Origin of the sequence: Streptomyces sp. PH10-H1 (assembly GCF_030063355.1) — a bacterium.
GTDB lineage: Bacteria > Actinomycetota > Actinomycetes > Streptomycetales > Streptomycetaceae > Actinacidiphila.
This window is the reverse complement of record NZ_JASISZ010000002.1, coordinates 1-17,565: the sequence shown is the minus strand read 5'-3', so window position 1 is coordinate 17,565 and position 17,565 is coordinate 1. Positions and strand designations below refer to the sequence as shown.

Annotated in this window: 18 protein-coding genes; 13 read left to right on the top strand and 5 right to left on the bottom strand. The window is 67.9% G+C overall.

Annotated elements, in window-relative coordinates; all coding sequences use genetic code 11:
- Positions 1-13: 13 nt before the first annotated feature.
- Entirely contained in the window at positions 14-664 is a 651-nt protein-coding gene (locus QMK24_RS01320) for a PadR family transcriptional regulator (protein WP_283463148.1), read from the bottom strand.
- Positions 665-1,045: 381 nt separating this feature from the next.
- On the opposite strand from QMK24_RS01320, the gene QMK24_RS01315 reads away from it, so the two are divergent.
- Together QMK24_RS01315 and QMK24_RS01310 are read left to right on the top strand one after the other, a co-directional pair.
- Positions 1,046-3,811: a transglycosylase domain-containing protein gene (locus QMK24_RS01315; protein ID WP_283463147.1), complete on the top strand. Its 2,766-nt coding sequence runs from the start codon at positions 1,046-1,048 to the stop codon at positions 3,809-3,811.
- An 87-nt stretch (positions 3,812-3,898) separates the two neighbouring features.
- Positions 3,899-5,392, top strand: a complete 1,494-nt coding sequence (locus tag QMK24_RS01310; protein WP_283463146.1) for a glycosyltransferase family 87 protein — start codon at positions 3,899-3,901, stop codon at positions 5,390-5,392.
- Positions 5,393-5,407: 15 nt separating this feature from the next.
- On the opposite strand, the gene QMK24_RS01305 is transcribed toward QMK24_RS01310, so the two are convergent.
- From QMK24_RS01305 to QMK24_RS01295, 3 genes are all read right to left on the bottom strand, one after another.
- The gene (locus QMK24_RS01305) at positions 5,408-6,439 is read right to left on the bottom strand and encodes an alanine racemase (protein WP_283463145.1); all 1,032 of its coding nucleotides are present in this window, start codon (positions 6,437-6,439) and stop codon (positions 5,408-5,410) included.
- 36 nt (positions 6,440-6,475) lie between these two features.
- Positions 6,476-7,597: a lipid II:glycine glycyltransferase FemX gene (locus QMK24_RS01300; RefSeq protein ID WP_283463144.1), complete on the bottom strand. Its 1,122-nt coding sequence runs from the start codon at positions 7,595-7,597 to the stop codon at positions 6,476-6,478.
- 97 nt (positions 7,598-7,694) lie between these two features.
- The gene (locus tag QMK24_RS01295) at positions 7,695-7,997 is read right to left on the bottom strand and encodes a hypothetical protein (RefSeq protein ID WP_283463143.1); all 303 of its coding nucleotides are present in this window, start codon (positions 7,995-7,997) and stop codon (positions 7,695-7,697) included.
- A gap of 256 nt (positions 7,998-8,253) precedes the next feature.
- Here QMK24_RS01295 and rpsF point away from each other — a divergent pair, with 256 nt between their 5' ends.
- The 7 genes from rpsF to QMK24_RS01260 all read left to right on the top strand — a co-directional run bounded on the left by rpsF (position 8,254) and on the right by QMK24_RS01260 (position 11,638).
- Complete coding sequence (rpsF, locus tag QMK24_RS01290) at positions 8,254-8,544, top strand: 30S ribosomal protein S6 (RefSeq protein WP_138351152.1); 291 nt, start codon at positions 8,254-8,256, stop codon at positions 8,542-8,544.
- Positions 8,545-8,609: 65 nt separating this feature from the next.
- Positions 8,610-9,230: a single-stranded DNA-binding protein gene (locus QMK24_RS01285; protein ID WP_283463142.1), complete on the top strand. Its 621-nt coding sequence runs from the start codon at positions 8,610-8,612 to the stop codon at positions 9,228-9,230.
- A gap of 43 nt (positions 9,231-9,273) precedes the next feature.
- Positions 9,274-9,510: a 30S ribosomal protein S18 gene (gene rpsR / locus QMK24_RS01280; RefSeq protein WP_037911393.1), complete on the top strand. Its 237-nt coding sequence runs from the start codon at positions 9,274-9,276 to the stop codon at positions 9,508-9,510.
- A gap of 17 nt (positions 9,511-9,527) precedes the next feature.
- Positions 9,528-9,974 (top strand): 50S ribosomal protein L9, encoded by a 447-nt coding sequence (gene rplI / locus QMK24_RS01275; protein WP_283463141.1) that lies wholly within the window; start codon positions 9,528-9,530, stop codon positions 9,972-9,974.
- 204 nt (positions 9,975-10,178) lie between these two features.
- Positions 10,179-10,376, top strand: coding sequence for a hypothetical protein (locus QMK24_RS01270; RefSeq protein WP_283463140.1), 198 nt, complete (start codon positions 10,179-10,181; stop codon positions 10,374-10,376).
- Positions 10,377-10,478: 102 nt separating this feature from the next.
- Entirely contained in the window at positions 10,479-11,495 is a 1,017-nt protein-coding gene (locus QMK24_RS01265) for a phenylacetate--CoA ligase family protein (RefSeq protein ID WP_283463139.1), read from the top strand.
- Positions 11,471-11,638 (top strand): hypothetical protein, encoded by a 168-nt coding sequence (locus QMK24_RS01260; RefSeq protein ID WP_283463138.1) that lies wholly within the window; start codon positions 11,471-11,473, stop codon positions 11,636-11,638. Before QMK24_RS01265 ends, QMK24_RS01260 begins: the two co-directional genes overlap by 25 nt.
- On the opposite strand, the gene QMK24_RS01255 is transcribed toward QMK24_RS01260, so the two are convergent.
- Positions 11,616-13,004 (bottom strand): MATE family efflux transporter, encoded by a 1,389-nt coding sequence (locus QMK24_RS01255; protein ID WP_283463137.1) that lies wholly within the window; start codon positions 13,002-13,004, stop codon positions 11,616-11,618. The two genes, QMK24_RS01260 and QMK24_RS01255, sit on opposite strands and share 23 nt — an antisense overlap.
- A gap of 400 nt (positions 13,005-13,404) precedes the next feature.
- On the opposite strand from QMK24_RS01255, the gene dnaB reads away from it, so the two are divergent.
- From dnaB to QMK24_RS01235, 4 genes are all read left to right on the top strand, one after another.
- Positions 13,405-14,901: a replicative DNA helicase gene (gene dnaB, locus QMK24_RS01250; protein ID WP_283463136.1), complete on the top strand. Its 1,497-nt coding sequence runs from the start codon at positions 13,405-13,407 to the stop codon at positions 14,899-14,901.
- A gap of 207 nt (positions 14,902-15,108) precedes the next feature.
- Complete coding sequence (locus QMK24_RS01245) at positions 15,109-15,831, top strand: TnsA-like heteromeric transposase endonuclease subunit (protein ID WP_283463135.1); 723 nt, start codon at positions 15,109-15,111, stop codon at positions 15,829-15,831.
- Between the two features lie 62 nt (positions 15,832-15,893).
- Complete coding sequence (locus QMK24_RS01240) at positions 15,894-16,736, top strand: helix-turn-helix domain-containing protein (protein WP_283463134.1); 843 nt, start codon at positions 15,894-15,896, stop codon at positions 16,734-16,736.
- 372 nt (positions 16,737-17,108) lie between these two features.
- Complete coding sequence (locus QMK24_RS01235) at positions 17,109-17,492, top strand: helix-turn-helix domain-containing protein (RefSeq protein ID WP_283463133.1); 384 nt, start codon at positions 17,109-17,111, stop codon at positions 17,490-17,492.
- Positions 17,493-17,565 lie beyond the last annotated feature (73 nt).

Here is a 17,565-nt window from a genome sequence, read left to right as displayed (position 1 = left end):
CCCTGTGTAATCGTCACGCGGTTCCCCGGTCTCCGGGTTGGCCGCCATGTTCTTGAGTGTTGCGGTCTTGTGTGTTGTCGTCCTGCCCGGCGGGCGGGCGCGTGGTGCGCCCGCTGCGCTCGGTCTCGATCAGCTCGTTGAGCCAGCGGACCTCGCGCTCCACCGATTCCATACCGTGTCGTTGCAGCTCGAGCGTGTAGTCGTCGAGCCGCTCACGAGTGCGCGCCAGTGACGCGCGCATCTTGTCCAGGCGTTCCTCGAGGCGGCTGCGCCGCCCCTCGAGGACGCGCATCCGGACGTCCCGTGACGTCTGGCCGAAGAAGGCGAAACGAGCCGCGAAGTGCTCGTCCTCCCACGCGTCCGGCCCTGAGTGGGCGAGGAGCTCCTCGAAGTGCTCCTTGCCCGCGGCGGTCAGCCGGTAGACGATCTTCGCCCGGCGGCCGACGAGGGGAGCGGCCAGCGGATCGACATCCGGGACCGTCTCCTCGATCAACCAGCCCTGGGCGACCAGCGTCTTCAGGCAGGGGTAGAGACTGCCGTAGCTGAACGCGCGGAACACACCGAGCGAGGTGTTGAGCCGCTTGCGCAGCTCATAACCGTGCATCGGGGACTCACGCAGCAGACCGAGGACCGCGAATTCGAGGATCCCGGAGCGCTTGCTCACTGCCTCGCCTCCCCGTCCCGGCCACCGTGCGTCCCGAGGCTGTCCCGGTACGTTGGTTGCACTTGTCTCGGCTCGATGTATCGAGTCGATACATCGCGACGATAGAACGGCTTGATCTATCGCGCAAGGCGACCCACGGTGACCGGCATCACATCGGGAAACCTGTGAACGGCCAACCGCCCGATATGTGATCAACGTTGGTGTAGCGCAGCTTTTGACCCTGCGTACTCTGTTCGCCATGCAGAGCACCGGGAACCCTGTGACGCGCGTGAGCGTCTTGGTCCTGGGTGCAGTGCGGCCTGACACAGCCGCGCTGAGGGGGACCTTCGGAAATTCATTGCCGCCTTCAGGCGATCCTGCCTGTTCTAGGAGTAGCTGTTCATGAGCGATCACCGTCGCAAGCCGCCGCAGTCGCCGCAGCCGCCCGGCGGCGGCCGCGCAGCCGCCCGGCGCGGAACGCAGCAGGAACCGCCGTCCTCGCCTTCCGGCGGCCGGCGTGCCGCCGCGCCGCGTTCGCAGGCGCCCTCGTCCGACGGCCCCGCCGCTGAGGAGCGCCCGTACCCGGGCCGCGCGGCCGCGCGCCGCGCCTCGCAGGGCGGGCGCCGCCGTGCGGAGAGCGCGTCCGAGGGCGCGGCCGTCGGAGGAGGTGCCGGCGGAGGAGGTGCCGGCGGAGGATCCGGAGCCGGCGGTGGGCGTCGCAGGACCGGTGGCGGAGGTGGAGGCGGTGGCGCTGGAAGCGGGCCTGGCGGCCGCGGACCCGCCCGTCCCCCGAAGAAGCGCTTCATCGACTACCCGCGCTGGGGCAAGACCGGCTGGCGCCACTGGGTGCCGTCCTGGAAGCAGGTCACCTCGCTGACCATCGGCTTCTTCGGGATCCTGGTCGGCATCGCGGGCATTGCGTACGCCATGGTGCAGGTCCCGGACGAGAATCTGGCGTCCCGGGCGCAGAACAACGTCTACTACTGGGACGACAACACGCCGATGATCGCGACCGGCGGGGAGGTCAACCGCCAGATCGTGCCCATCGAGCAGATCAAGAGAGAGATGCAGAACGCGGTGATCTCCGCGGAAAACAAGACGTTCGAGACCGACTCGGGCGTCGACCCGATGGGTATCGCCCGTGCGCTGAAGAACATGGCCACGGGCGGGGAGACCCAGGGCGGCTCCACCATTACGCAGCAGTTCGTCAAGAACTCCATGCTCAACCAGTCGCAGACGCTCACTCGCAAGTTCAAAGAGATGTTCATCTCGATAAAGGTCGGCACGTCCCTGAAGAAGACAGACATCATGGCGGGCTACCTGAACACCTCCTACTACGGCCGGGGTGCCTACGGGATCCAGGCCGCCGCCCGGACGTACTACGGAGTCGACTCCAAGGACCTCAACGCGAGCCAGTGCGCCTTCCTGGCCGCGCTGCTCAAGGGCCCGACGTACTTCGACCCGGTCGGCGCGGTGGACATCGATCCGCGCGCCACACCCGAGAGCAACAAGCGCAACTCCATGGAGCGCTGGAAGTGGATCCTCGACGAGGAGGTCAAGGACGGCCGCATGACCGCTGCGGAGCGGGCCAAGTGGACGGCCTACCCGATGCCGGGCCCGCTGAAGAAGAACGCGCAGATGGCCGGGCAGATCGGCTACCTGGTGAGCCTGGCCAAGTCATATGTGACCAACACCGTGGGCATCAAGGCTGATGAGCTTGCAAAGGGCGGTTATCAGATCCACACCACTTTCAACAAGAAGAAGGTGGCGGAGCTCGAGGCGTCCATCAAGGCGGTCCGGGACAAGAACCTCAAGCCGGACACCCGTAAGGACACCTCGGGGAAGAACACCACCCTGGCGCTGGACGGCGGGTTCGTCGACAAGTACGTGCAGTTCGGCGGTGCCTCGGTCGACCCCAAGGACGGCGCGATCATCGCCATCTACGGCGGCACCGACGCGACGCAGCACTTCACGAACAACGCCGATGAAACCGGTGCCCAGGTCGGCTCGACCTTCAAGCCGTTCGTCCTGTCGGCCGCGATGACCCACGGCGCACGCAATCCCGACGGCCAGGCGACACAGGACGACGGTGAACGTACCAAGGTGTCACCGAAGAGCGTCTTCAGCGGCAAGAACGACCTCGTGATCAAGACCTACGACGGCAAGCCCTGGATCAACGGCGACACCAAGAAGCCATGGACACAGCCCAACGACGACGGCGAGTCCAAGTCGAAGGTCACCCTTCGCGAGGCCATGGAACTGTCGATGAACTCCCCGTACGTCCAGCTGGGCATGGACGTCGGTACGGACAAGGTGCACGACGCCGCGGTCGCCGCGGGGCTGCGGCCCTCCGACGGGAACGGCCTGAACGACTACAAGAACAGCGTCACGTACTCGATCGGCACCTCGTCGCCCAGCGCGATCCGGATGGCCGGTGCCTATGCGACGTTCGCCGCGAACGGTACCCAGAACGACCCGTACTCGGTCACGAGCGTGGTGCACGGGGAGACGGTCTACAAGCACGAGAAGAAGTCCAAGGAGGCGTTCCAGCCGGTCGTGGCCGACACCGTCACCGACGTGCTGAAGGGCGTGGTCGAGAAGGGCACCGGTACGCCGGCGAAGCTCGACGACGGCCGGGTGGCGGCCGGCAAGACCGGTACCACCGACGATAACAAGTCGGCCTGGTTCATCGGCTACACGCCCCAGCTGTCGACCTCGATCGGTATGTGGCGGCTGGACGACAAGGCCGAGGTCGGCAAGAAGAAATTCCTGTCGATGTACGGCACCGCCGGCAAGGCGAAGATGCACGGTAACTCGTTCCCGGCGCAGATCTGGCACGACTACATGACCGAGGCTCTCAAGGGCACCCCGAAGACGGACTTCCAGGCGCCCACGGACGACCCCGGCACCGTGATCTACGCCCCCGGCACGAGCCCGACGCCCACGCCGTCGCAGACGACGCCCAGCCAGACCCCGTCGCAGACGCCTTCGCGCACGCCGAGCCAGACGCCGAGCGGTACCCCGAGCAGTACCCCGAGCGGTACGCCGTCGAGCACCTGCGCGCCGTTCGACTGGACCTGCACGACACCGCCCACCGGTGGCAGTACGAAGCCGACACCATCGGGCAGCAGCACGCGACCTGGGATCTCCAAGCCCCACGGGGGGTGACCCGGTAACGGTGCGGGCCGGGGCCGCGGAGGGCATGCGCCCTCCGCGGCCTCTTGCTGTCGGGGGTCATACGGCAGGATGTCCGGCATGACGAGCGTGCGCGAAGACGACCCGCAGGAGGCCCTCGTGCCGCCGACCGACGAGGACCCGGTGGCCGGATCCGGCAGTGAGGTCATCGGCGGACCGCTGGGGAGCCGTGCGGAGACAGGGACCCACCGCTGGTGGAACCCGCTGCGGATCATGGTGATCGTCGTCATCGGGATGTTCGCGCTCGGGATGGCGCAGAAACTGCCCTGCTACAACAGCGGCTGGTTCCAGGCGGGTGACGCGCAGTACATCCACGCCTGCTACTCCGACATCCCGCATCTGTTCGCCGGCCGCGGTTTCTCCACCGGCGTCGTGCCGTACTTCGACCGGATCCCGGACTCGGTCTCCACCGACTTCCACTATCTGGAGTACCCGGTCCTGACGGGCCTCTTCATGGAGATCGCGTCCTGGCTCACCCCGAACGGCGGCTCCGAGCAGCACCGCGAGCAGATCTACTGGCTGGTCAACGCCGGGATGCTGATGGTCTGCGCCGTGCTGCTCGTGGTGTGCGTCGCGCGCACCCACCGGCGCCGCCCCTGGGACGCCCTGCTCGTCGCGCTGTCACCCGCGCTGGCTCTGAGCGCCACGATCAACTGGGACCTGTTCGCGGTGGCGCTCACCGCGGCCGCCATGCTGATGTGGTCCCGCAGCCGCCCGCTCGCCGCCGGGATCCTGCTCGGTCTGGCCACCGCCGCCAAGCTCTACCCGTTCCTGCTGCTGGGCGCGCTGCTCGTGCTCTGTCTGCGAGCCGGCCGGCTCAGGGCCTTCTGGACGGCTCTGGCGGGTGCGGCCGGAGCCTGGCTGGTGGTCAACCTCCCGGTGATGCTGCTCGCGCGCGACGGCTGGGCGAAGTTCTACACGTTCAGCCAGGAGCGCCGGATCGACTACGGCTCCATCTGGCTGGTCATCAGCCAGCAGACCGGCGACCCGCTCGACGGCGTCAACTCCTATGCGCTGGCACTGATGCTGGTGCTGTGCGCGGGCATCGCAGGACTCGCGCTCTACGCGCCCCGGCGTCCGCGCTTCGCGCAGCTCGCCTTCCTGGTCGTGGCCGCCATAGTGCTCTCCAACAAGGTCTACTCGCCCCAGTACGTGCTGTGGCTGCTGCCGCTGGCCGCGCTCGCCAGGCCGCGCTGGCGGGACTTCCTGGTGTGGCAGGGCGCCGAGGTCCTGTACTTCCTGGGCATCTGGATGCAGCTCGCCTATGTGACGGGCGGTGTCAAGCACCACGGGCTGCCCCAGGACGGCTACCACCTGGCGATCGTCATCCACATTCTCGGCACGCTGTATCTGTGCGGAGTGGTGGTGCGGGACATCCTGCTGCCGGAGCGCGATGTCGTGCGCTGGGAGGGCGACGACGACCCGTCCGGCGGCGTGCTGGACGGCGCGCCGGACGTGTTCGTCCTCGGCCGGGCGCACGAACCGCGGCACGCGGCTCCCTTCGCGGGGACGCCGGTGGAGTGGGGCGTGGAACGGCGGGAACTGGAGGGCTAGGGCCTGTCCGGCGGCTCAGCGGTCCATGACGCGGTCGAACTGGGTGGTGGTGTGCCGGAGGTGGGCCACCAGTTCGTCGCCGACCGCCGGGGGGGCCACGTCGTTGGGGAGGAAGAGGATGGAGACCTGCATGTGCGGGGGCTCCGCGAACCACCGCTGCTTGCCGGCCCAGACGAACGGCGACAGGTTGCGGTTGACGGTGGCCAGGCCGGCGCGGGCGACGCCCTTGGCGCGGGGCATGAGGCCGTGGAGGGCCTTGGGAGCCTCCAGGCCGACACCGTGGGAGGTGCCGCCCGCGACGACGATCAGGTGGCCGTCGTCGGAGGCCTTCTGCTGGCGGTAGCCGTAGCGCTCGCCCTTGGCGATACGGGTGACGTCCAGCACCGCGCCGCGGTACTCGGTGGCCTCGTGGTCGCCGAGCCACATACGGGTGCCGATCCGGGCGCGGAACTTGGTCTGCGGGAACTGCTGCTGGAGCTGGGCCAGTTCGTTGGCCTTGAGGTGGCTGACGAACATCGTGTGCAGCGGCAGCCGGGCGGCGCGCAGCCGCTCCATCCAGCCGAAGACCTCCTCCACCGCGTCGGAACCGTCGGTGCGGTCCAGCGGCAGATGGATGGCGAAGCCCTCCAGCCGTACGTCGTCGATGGCGGCGTGCAGCTTGACCAGGTCGTCCTCGGCGACGCCGTGGCGCTTCATGCTGCTCATGACCTCGATGACGACCCGCGCGCCCACCAGCCCGCGCACGCCCTCGACCGAGGACACCGACCGGATCGCACGGTCCGGCAGCGGGACCGGCTCCTCGCCGAGCCGGTACGGGGTGAGGACCAAGAGGTCCCCGCCGAACCAGTCCTTGATCCTGGCGGCCTCGTAGGTCGTGCCGACCGCGAGCATGTCGCTGCCGAGCCGGGTCGCCTCGTCGGCCAGCCGCTCGTGTCCGAAGCCATAGCCGTTGCCCTTGCAGACCGGGACTATGCCGGGAAACTGCTCGGCCACGGACTGCTGGTGCGCACGCCAGCGCGCGGTGTCGACGTACAGGGTGAGCGCCATGGCCTGGTCAGGACCTTTCCTTCGTCTGCTCGCCGGTCAGCGGCGGGACATGTAGATGTCGAGTGCCTTGTGGAGCAGTTTGTTGAGCGGGAAATCCCATTCGCCCAAGTATTCGGCGGCCTGGCCGCCTGTACCCACCTTGAACTGGATCAGGCCGAACAGATGGTCCGTCTCATCGAGCGAGTCGCTGATGCCGCGCAGGTCGTACACGCTCGCGCCCAGTGCGTACGCGTCCCTGAGCATCCGCCACTGCATCGCGTTGGACGGCCGGACCTCACGCTTGTGGTTCGCGGAGGCGCCGTATGAGTACCAGACGTGGCCGCCGACGATCAGCATGGTGGCCGCGGCCACGGCCTCACCCTCGTGCACGGCCAGGTACAGCCGCATCCGGTTGGGATCCTCGGCGTTGAGCGAGGTCCACATCCGCTGGAAGTACGACAGCGGGCGGGGCCTGAAGTGGTCGCGCTCGGCCGTCACCTCGTACAGCTTCTGCCAGGCCGGCAGGTCGTCGTACCCGCCCTGCACGACCTCGACGCCGGCCTTCTCGGCCTTCTTGATGTTGCGGCGCCACAGCTGGTTGAAGCCCTTGAGGATGTCGTCCAGCGAACGGTTCTCCAGCGGCACCTGGTAGACGTAGCGGGGCTGTACGTCACCGAAGCCGGCGCCGCCGTCCTCGTTCTGCTGCCAGCCCATCCGGCGCAGCTGGTCGGCCACCTCGAAGGCGCGGGGCTCGATGAACGTCGCCTCGACGTCCCGCAGCCGCTTCACATCGGGGTCGGCGATGCCGGCCTTGATGGCGGGGGCGTCCCAGCGGCGGATGACGACGGGCGGCCCCATCTTCACCGTGAAGGCGCCCTGCTGCTTGAGGTGCGCCAGCATCGGCTGCAGCCACTCGTCCAGATTCGGGGCGTACCAGTTGATGACCGGGCCCTCGGGGAGGTACGCCAGGTACCGCTTCAGCTTGGGGATCTGCCGGTAGAGCACCAGGCCGGCGCCGACGATCTGGCCGGTCTTGTCGTCGAACCACCCGAGGTTTTCGGAGCGCCACTCATTCTTGACATCCGCCCATGCCGGAACCTGGCAGTGACTGGCCGAGGGCAGACTCTGGATGAAAGCCAGATGCTGCTCACGGCTGATGGTCCTCAGGGTCAAGCTCATGCGGGGCGCTCCCCATCGCTACGACTGCGGTCTTATCTGCGCCGAAGCCTACTGCGATCGGGGAACGGCCCCGCCAGCCCTGTGGACAACTCTCCGGCTACCCGCCGAAGAACCCGCCATGGGCCATGCCCAGGTAGAAGCCGACCGCTGCGGCTCCGAGCCCGATGATCAGCGCGAAGCGTTCTGCGGTGGTGACCGAGATGAATTGCCCGTATCCCGCGGTGATGATCCCGGCCAGGCCGGTCAGGGAACTGAGCAGATGAAGGTTGTCGAAGATCGACGAGACGATGGCGATGCCACCGAGGACCAGAGTGACCGCGACCAGCGTGTTCTCCAGGGGATGGGCCTGGCCGTCGGTGTTGAACGTGAGGTGATGGGTCCGAGCCGCTTGCTGTGCCATAGGACACCTCCGTAACGGAGCAGTGGCGCATCGTAGCGCCGTACACACCCGATGTGTACAGATTGAGGGCATTAGCGGGCGGATTTCAACCGGAGGCGGTTGTCCGGGTAGTCTGTACGGTCTGCACCGGTGTCTGCGCTGGTCCACAACGATCCACCGTGATTGTCAGTGGTCAGCGTTACCGTTGCGACGCAATACAAACCCTCCTGCCACGGAAACGCCGTGGCCGCTGAGTCCAAAGGAGGTGGGTTCCACAATGCGTCACTACGAGCTCATGCTCATTCTCGACCCCGATCTCGAGGAGCGCGCTGTCTCCCCGTTGATCGAGAACTTCCTCACTGTCGTCCGCAACGGCGGCGGCAGCGTGGAGAAGGTCGACACCTGGGGCCGTCGTCGCCTCTCGTACGAGATCAAGAAGAAGGCCGAGGGTATCTACTCGGTCGTCGACCTCAAGGCTTCGCCCGAGGTCGTCAAGGAGCTCGACCGTCAGCTCAACCTGAACGAGTCGGTTCTCCGGACCAAGGTCCTCCGCCCGGAACTGCACTGAGCCTGCGGGCTTAGAGCAGTACCGGTTCCGAGAAGCAGCCAGCACACCGCCGAGAGGTCACCACCATGGCAGGCGAGACCGTCATCACGGTCGTCGGCAATCTCGTCGACGACCCCGAGCTGCGCTTCACCCCGTCCGGTGCGGCGGTCGCGAAGTTCCGTGTCGCGTCCACACCCCGCATCTTCGACAAGCAGACCAACGAGTGGAAGGACGGCGATGGCCTCTTCCTCACGTGCTCGGTCTGGCGTCAGGCGGCGGAGAACGTAGCGGAGTCGCTGCAGCGAGGCATGCGCGTCATCGTGCAGGGCCGGCTGAAGCAGCGGTCCTATGAGGACCGCGAGGGCGTCAAGCGGACGGTCTACGAGCTGGACGTCGAGGAAGTCGGCGCCAGCCTGAAGACCGCGACCGCCAAGGTCACCAAGACGACCGGCGGCGGCCGAAGCGGCCAGCAGGGCGGTTACAGCGGTGGCGGTGGCGGCGGCGCACAGAGCGGCCAGGGTGGCGGCAACTGGGGCGGAAGCTCCGGCGGCGGCCAGCAGGGCGGCGGCGGTGCCTCCGCCGACGACCCCTGGGCGACCAGTGCTCCGGCCGGCGGCGCCCAGCAGGGTAGCGGCGGCGGAAGCTGGGGCGGGAACTCCGGTTCCTCCTCCTCCGGCGGCGGCTTCTCGGACGAGCCGCCCTTCTAAGGGCGTCACGACACCAACTTCTTGATCACACTGGAGAGAGACAATGGCGAAGCCGCCTCCGCGCAAGCCTAAGAAGAAGGTCTGCGCGTTCTGCAAGGACAAGACCGCCTACGTGGATTACAAGGACACGAACATGCTGCGGAAGTTCATTTCCGACCGTGGCAAGATCCGTGCCCGCCGCGTGACCGGCAACTGCACCCAGCACCAGCGTGACGTCGCCACGGCCGTGAAGAACAGCCGTGAGATGGCACTGCTGCCCTACACCTCGACCGCTCGCTAAGGAAGGGTGACCGAATCATGAAGATCATCCTCACCAACGAGGTCTCCGGCCTCGGCGCCGCAGGCGATGTCGTAGAGGTCAAGTCGGGTTACGCCCGCAACTACCTGGTCCCCCGCGGTTTCGCGATCCGGTGGACCAAGGGTGGCGAGAAGGACGTCGAGCAGATCCGCCGTGCGCGTCGGATCCGCGAGATCCACACGCTCGAGGACGCGAACGCCGTCATGGCGAAGCTGCAGTCCGTCCGGGTTCGGTTGACCACCCGCGCGGGTGACAGCGGCCGACTGTTCGGTTCCATCACGCCGGCCGACATCGCTGCGGCGATCAAGGCCGCCGGTGGCCCGGACGTGGACAAGCGTCGTATCGAGGTCGGTTCGCCGATCAAGACCCTCGGCGCCCACAAGATCTCGGTGCGTCTGCACGCTGACGTCGTGGCCAACCTTGGCCTCGAGGTCGTCGCCGCCTGATCTGCCGAGCCTCGGCGTAGCGCGAAGGGCCGGCACCCCGCAGGGGGTGCCGGCCCTTCGTTGTTCCACGTGGAACAACGCGGGACATCGCCGAACAGCGTGCTCGGCCGCCCGCGGCCGGTCGCCGTGCTCAGGTAGCTGCGGAGCCCGGACTGAGTAGCGCAGCCCATGCCGGGGCGGCGTCCCCGCGCCCACCATGTGGGCATGGCAATGGGAAGCTTCGCGCGGCAGTGGCTGCTGAGGATCGTCAGCTTCGGGCTCACCGCTCTGTACCGGCTCTACCGGGTGCACCCCTTCGTATGGCGGGTGATGGCACGCAACTACCGGCCGTGGATGAGTGGCTTCGCCCGCCTCCACGCATGGATGACCTGCCAGTTCGCGGCGTTGGACGTACCGGCGTAGGCCGCGCACCTGGAGACCGGCGGCTGGCGGTTCCGCTGGTTCCGGCTCGACTCCTATCCGGCCACCGACAAGGAGTCGTACGTCAAGGCGTACCCGGAGGACATGCGCTGCTGGAAGGGCCGGGTGGAGATCGCGGGCAGTGTCGTCGACGAGTCCTCGGGCTCGTCCGGCACCCCGTACAACTGGGTGCGCAGCCGTCGTGAGCTGAACACCGTGCACCGCAATGTGGCCGGGTACACCAGCCTGGTCTTCCCCTCGAAACGGCTCTTCGTCATCAACGCCTACTCGATGGGCGCCTGGGCGACCGGCACCAACACCGGCATCGCGATGGCCCGGATCGCCACCGTCAAGAACACCGGACCCGACCTGGAGAAGATCGTCGACACGCTGCGGCACTTCGGGCCGCGCTACGACTACCTGGTCACCGCCTATCCGCCCTTCCTCAAGCATCTGCGGGACCGGCTGGCCGGCGAGCCCTGGTTCGAGGAGAAGAGCTACCGGCTCGCGGCGATGGTCGGAGGCGAGGGGATGACCGAGGCGCTGCGCGACTACGTCGGTGATGTCTTCGGCAAGGTCCGCTCCGGCTACGGCGCCTCCGACCTCACCATCGGAATGGGCGGCGAGACCACCTTCAGCATCTGGCTTCGCCGGCTGATGCGCGAGGACGCCACCGTACGGGCGGCCTTCCTGGGCCCGGACGAGCAGCGGCTGCCGATGGTCTTCCAGTACAACCCGCTGGAGACCTATCTGGAGACCGCCGGCGACGGCCGGACCGGCGAGGTGCTCTGCACCATCAAGTCCACCGCGGTCATGGCCCCCAAGCTGCGCTACAACATCGGCGACGAAGGCACCTTGATGTCCTTCCCGCAGGTCTGGGAGATCCTCCGGGAGCTGTTCGCGGACCGTCCCGTGCTGCTGCAGCGCGCCGAGGCCGCAGCGCTGCGCGAGAGGATGCGCCTGCCGCTGCTGTTCCTGTACGGGCGGTCCGACTCGACCGTCTCCTACATGGGGGCCAACATCTACCCGCAGGACGTCGAGTACGGACTGTACGAGGGCAATCCGAATTCGCCGACCCGCAGGACGTCGGGGAGGACGTGGCCAAGGAGCTGTTCGCCCTGACCGAGCGGGCCGGTACGGAGACCGACGTGGCCTTCGGACCGGTCAGCCTGCTGCCGAACCAGTACGGGTCGGCGCGGGTCGGCGCCCCGGGCTCCCGGTCCCGGCCGGTGCCGAACGTGGTTACGCCCGCACGGCCCCGGTGATGATCCAGCGGCCGGAGCGGGTGCGCAGCTGGAGTGCGACGAGCCGGGTCAGCATCATCAGGACCATGGCCCACCACAGGGCGGTGAGCCCACCGCCGAGAGCCGGCACGGCGAGGGCGACGGGGGCGAAGACGAGGAGCGTGGCGACCATGGACCAGGCGAGATAGGGGCCGTCGCCCGCGCCCATCAGGACACCGTCGAGGATGAAGACGATGCCGGAGACGGGCTGGCTGACGGCGACCACCAGCAGGACCGGCATGAGGGCGTCCTGGACGGCCGGGTCGGAGGTGAAGGCCGTCGCGACCAGGGGCCGGGCCGTGATCACGAGCAGGCCAAGCAGCGCGCCGGAGGCGATGCCCCACTGCACCATGCGGCGGCAGGCGGCCCGGGCGCCCTCGGGGTCGTCTGCGCCCAAGTAGCAGCCGATGATGGCCTGTCCCGCGATGGCGATGGCATCGAGTGCGAAGGCCAGCAGCGACCAGACCGTGAGGGTGATCTGGTGGGCGGCGATCTTGGTGTCGCCCAGGCCCGCGGCGACCGCGGTGGCGATCAACAGGACCGCCCGCAGGCTCAGGGTGCGGATCAGCAGCGGTACGCCGGCCTGGGCGCAGGCCCGGATCCCTGCGGCGTCCGGGCGCAGCGAAGCGCCGTGTCTGCGCGCTCCGCGGACGACGACGTACAGGTACACCGCCGCCATCCCGTTCTGGGCGATGACGGTGCCCCAGGCGGAGCCGGCGATGCCGAGTCCGGCGCCGTAGACGAGCGCCGCGTTGAGTCCCGCGTTCGCCGTGAAGCCGCCGAGGGCCACGGAGAGGGGCGTTCTCGTGTCCTGCAGGCCGCGCAGTACGCCGGTGGCGGCGAGGACGGCGAGCATCGCGGGGATGCCGAGGGCGCTGATCCGCAGGTAGGTGACGGCGTGCGGCGCGGCGGTGTCGGACGCGCCGAAGAGCCCGACGAGCGCGGGTGCGGTGGGGACGACGAGAACGATGACGGCCGCGCCGATCAGCAGGGCGAGCCAGATGCCGTCCATGCCCTGGCGGATCGCGCCCGGGAGGTCGCCCGCGCCCACGCGGCGGGCGACGGCGGCGGTGGTGGCGTAGGCGAGGAAGACGAAGATGTTGACCGCGGTGGTCAGCAGTGCGGCCGCGACGCCGAGTCCGGCGAGCTGCGCGGTGCCGATGTGGCCCACGACGGCGCTGTCGACCATGACGAAGAGCGGCTCGGCGACGAGCGCGCCGAAGGCGGGGAGGGCGAGTGCGATGATCTCCCGGTCATGGCGCCGCCGGGTCTCCTTGGGGAGATGGGCGGGGTGGTTCTTCTGGGGTGGCTCGGCGACCGGTTTCACCACCTCAGGATAATCATCCACAAGTAATACCTGCAAGGCTGGATGGACCATTACGTTCGACTGCGTAGAGTGATCTCCTCCGCGTGGTTTGTCGCGATCTTGGGCCGACTGGAAAAGTTTTTCTTCTGCACAGCCTGCGGATGAGGAAGCCCCAGGTCAGGGCGGTTCAGTTCGGCTGATTGTGTGTTTGTCCACAGCGGTTTCCCAAGGCCTGTACACAGGTTCAGGGGGCTTCTCCACAGGTTGGATGCCTCCGTCCACAGGGCCTGTGGATAACCGTCTTGGCCAACGGTCCCAGGGGCCCTACCGTGAGCCCCCTGCCCGACGCGCCGTATCTGGAGCCGGGTGTCTCAATTGTCAGAGCCGTGGCGTAAGAAAGAGACGCACGGCAGCGTCAGGTCGGACGGGAGGAGGTGGCGGGGTGAGCCAACCCGAACCCGCGGACGACCACTGGGGGGACGAGCCGTCGTTCTCGCCGGACAGCGGTCCCGGCGACCGCCCGCCGGTCACCCACTTCCGGTCGCAGGGCGGCGGCAAGCGCAACAAGAAGGACGACGGCGAGGACCGGAGCAACTGGTCCGAGGGCGGCGCCGGTTTCGAACGCGTACCGCCGCAGGACCTCGACGCCGAGCAGTCCGTCCTCGGCGGCATGCTGCTCTCCAAGGACGCCATCGCCGATGTCATCGAGGTACTCAAGGGTCAGGACTTCTACCGTCCGGCTCACGAGACCATCTACACCGCGATCCTCGACCTCTACGCCCGCGGCGAGCCCGCCGACCCCATCACCACCGCCGCCGAACTGGTCAAGCGCGGTGAGATCACCCGCGTCGGCGGCGCCCCCTACCTCCACACCCTGGTCAACGCGGTCCCGACCGCCGCCAACGCCGAGTACTACGCCGAGATCGTCCACGAGCGCGCCGTCCTGCGCCGCCTCGTCGAGGCCGGCACCCGCATCACCCAGATGGGATACGCGGCGGACGGTGATGTGGACGAGATCGTCAACTCCGCCCAGGCCGAGATCTACGCGGTCACCGAGCAGCGCACCTCCGAGGATTACCTCCCGCTCTCCGACATCATGGAGGGCGCCCTCGACGAGATCGAGGCGATCGGATCCCGCAGCGGCCAGATGTCCGGCGTCCCCACCGGGTTCACCGATCTCGACTCCCTGACGAACGGCCTCCACCCGGGCCAGATGATCGTCATCGCGGCCCGTCCCGCCATGGGCAAGTCGACCCTGGCACTGGACTTCGCCCGCGCCTGCTCGATCGAGCACAAGATGCCCAGCGTCGTGTTCTCTCTCGAAATGGGCCGCAACGAGATCGCGATGCGCCTGCTGTCGGCCGAGGCGCGGGTCGCGCTGCACCACATGCGGTCCGGCAGCATGACGGACGAGGACTGGACCCGGCTCGCCCGCCGGATGCCGGATGTGTCGGCGGCGCCCCTCTTCATCGATGACTCGCCGAACCTGTCGATGATGGAGATCCGCGCCAAGTGCCGCCGCCTCAAGCAGCGCAATGATCTACGGCTCGTGGTCATCGACTACCTCCAGCTGATGCAGTCCGGCGGCTCCCGGCGCCCCGAGAGCCGCCAGCAGGAGGTCTCGGACATGTCCCGAAACCTCAAGCTGCTGGCGAAGGAGCTCGAAGTGCCCGTCATCGCGCTGTCCCAGCTGAACCGTGGCCCGGAACAGCGCACGGACAAGAAGCCGATGGTCTCCGACCTCCGTGAGTCCGGCTCCATCGAGCAGGACGCCGACATGGTCATCCTGCTGCACCGCGAGGACGCGTACGAGAAGGAGTCCCCGCGAGCGGGCGAGGCCGACCTGATCGTCGCCAAGCACCGTAACGGCCCCACCGCGACGATCACCGTGGCCTTCCAGGGCCACTACTCACGCTTCGTGGACATGGCCCAGACCTGAGCCTCAGGCCGGGGCGATGGTGTAGGGTCTCAGATTTCGCTGCACAGTCTCACGCCCTGCTTCATATCGGCTGCACTTATGAAGCAGCCGTGAGACCAGCAGGTCGGCGCGTTCACTCTTTCGGGCTGCTTGGCTCCAAGCTCAGGCGTCTGCTTTCGACGGCGGGCAGTCTGGTCGTACGGACCGTGGTCTGGGTGGGGGTACGGCGTGGGCATTGCTGTGGAAGTCGTGGTCAGAGTGCGCCGCCATGATGGCGACGAGGTCGAGGAGCATGCCTGGCCGGCCGCTTCCAGGGATCTGTTGGCCTCAGCGGCGCCGTGGCGGGTATTCCGCTGGCACCGAGGGCAGAAGCACTACTCGGGTACCTATTGGTCAGCGACCATGCGCGACCACGTGGTCTACGAATCCCGCCTGGAGCTGGCCCGATTGCTCTTCGCGGACTTCGATCGCAGTGTCCACGGCATCGTTGCTCAGCCCTTCCTGCTTCAGACCGTGCTGGAAGGGAAGATCCGCAAGCACATCCCGGACTATCTCCTGCTCACCGACCAGGTGCCGGTGATCGTTGACGTCAAGCCGCTGCACCGTGTGTCCAGGCCCGAGGTCGCGTTCACCTTCGATTGGACCCGGCAGGCGGTGGAGGCGCGTGGATGGAAGTACGAGGTCTGGAGCGAGCCTCCGACGGTGGAGCTGGAGAATATCCGATTCCTGGCGGGCTACCGCAGGGACTGGCTGCTCAGCGGCGCACTGCTGGAAGAGCTTCGTGGAATTGATCTCGATGGAGTGCCCTTGGGGCGGGCCGCAGCCTGTCTGGCTGGCCGGCCGGGACCTCAAGTCCGGTCAGCCATTCATCATTTGCTCTGGACGCAGGGTCTTGTTACCGATCTCGACCAGCCACTCGGCCCGTCGCACACGCTGCGGAAGCCAGCATGAGCAGGGCCGGGGCTCGCGTCGGAGTCGGTACGCGATTCCGCTACGACGGAGAGAGCGTCGAAGTGGTCGAGCTGGCGGCGACGACCGCGGGAAACGAGGTGGTCCTCAAGGACGTGCATGGCTGCGTCCGGCGACTGTCCCTGAAGGAGCTGTTGTTCTCCGACCGTGCCGAGATCGTTCCTGATCAGGCCGGTCCGTCGGCAGGTGATGCTGGGGAGATCGCTTCAGTTGTCCTGAGTCAACTGCGTGATGATGAGCGACGGAAAGTCCTGGAGCGAGCGGAACATGTCCGCGAGGTCCTGACGGGCTACCGCTCGGGCAGTGCGGAACTCGTACGTGAAGGAGAACCTCGCGCCGAGTACGGGGCCAGGGAGCCTGCCGAGGTCAAGTACGCGGCGAAGGCTCGGGAACTTGGGGTGTCGGTCCGCTCGATCAAGCAATGGGTCGCGGATTTTCGGCGTCATGGTGAGGCCGGGCTTGTCTCGAAGCATGGCTTGTCCGGGCCGACGCAGCCGTCGGTCGACGACCGGTGGGTGGAGACCGCGCTGGAGGTGATGGTCGAGCACACCGGTCAGTCGAAGCCGTCGCGGACGCTGGTGATTGAGCGGACGCGGGCCCGGGTAATCGCGCGCTTCGGTCCGGAGGTGGTGCCGCAGCCGAGCAGGGCGACTGCGTTTCGGGTGCTGGAGGGCCTGGAGCGGCGGCATCCGCTGTTCCGGCTGAGTACGAAGCGGAACCGGGATATCGCGGATCGTCCGGGAGGTCCCTACGGGAAGCTGCGGCCGACGCGGCCGGGTGAGTATCTGCTGATGGACACCACGCGGTTGGACGTGTTCGCGTTCGATCCGCTGACGTTGAAGTGGGTGCAGGCCGAGCTGACTGTAGATAGCCACTCAGCATGTTGATGAGCGGGCAGTGCTGTGCCATTGGCGATGGTGATGGCGAAGTGGTGGGTGCAGGAGGGTTGATCTTCGGGGTGCTGGGCGGCACCGTGATCATGTCCTGAACATGATCACGGCCCTCCCGCTCGTTGGCAGGCGTCCGGGAGGGCCGTGCTAGCGCCAACGGAGGGCGCTTTGGTCACGGTAGAGGTGACGGTGGCGGCTGTCGAACAGCGGCTGGCGGCGGGTGAGTTGGCGTGTCCGGATTGCGGCGGGGTGCTGGCCCGGTGGGGCTGGGGCCGGTCGCGGGGCCTGCGGGGTCCGGACGGGGTCGTGACGGTGCGGCCGCGCCGGGCGAGGTGTCGTTCCTGCGAGGCGACGCACATCCTTCTCCCGGTGTTGTCCCTGCTCAGACGGGCCGATGTGGCCGAGGTCGTCGGGATGGGCTTGGAACTGGCGGCGGCCGGGTGGGGTTGCCGGCGGATCGCGGTGCGGCTGGGCAGGCCGGTGACGACAGTGCGGGGCTGGCTGCGGTGCTGGTCGCGTCGGGCGGCCCTGACCGCGGCGGTGTTCACCTCGTGGCTGGTCGCACTGGCCGACGATCCGGCCGCGGTGCTGCCGGCCCCGGCCCGGACGGCGGCCGCGGACGCGGTCTGCGCGGTGACGGGGTTCGCGTTCGCCGCCCGGGCGAGGCTGGGGATGTTGAAGGTGCCCACCTGGTTGCTGGTCTCGGCGGCCTGCCACGGCCGCCTGCTGGCGCCGGGCTGGCCACCCGCCTGACGGCGAAGTCGATCAACACGAACTGGCCCTGACGAAGATCGGTGGGCCGGTCCCATCCTGGCGGCTGACATGT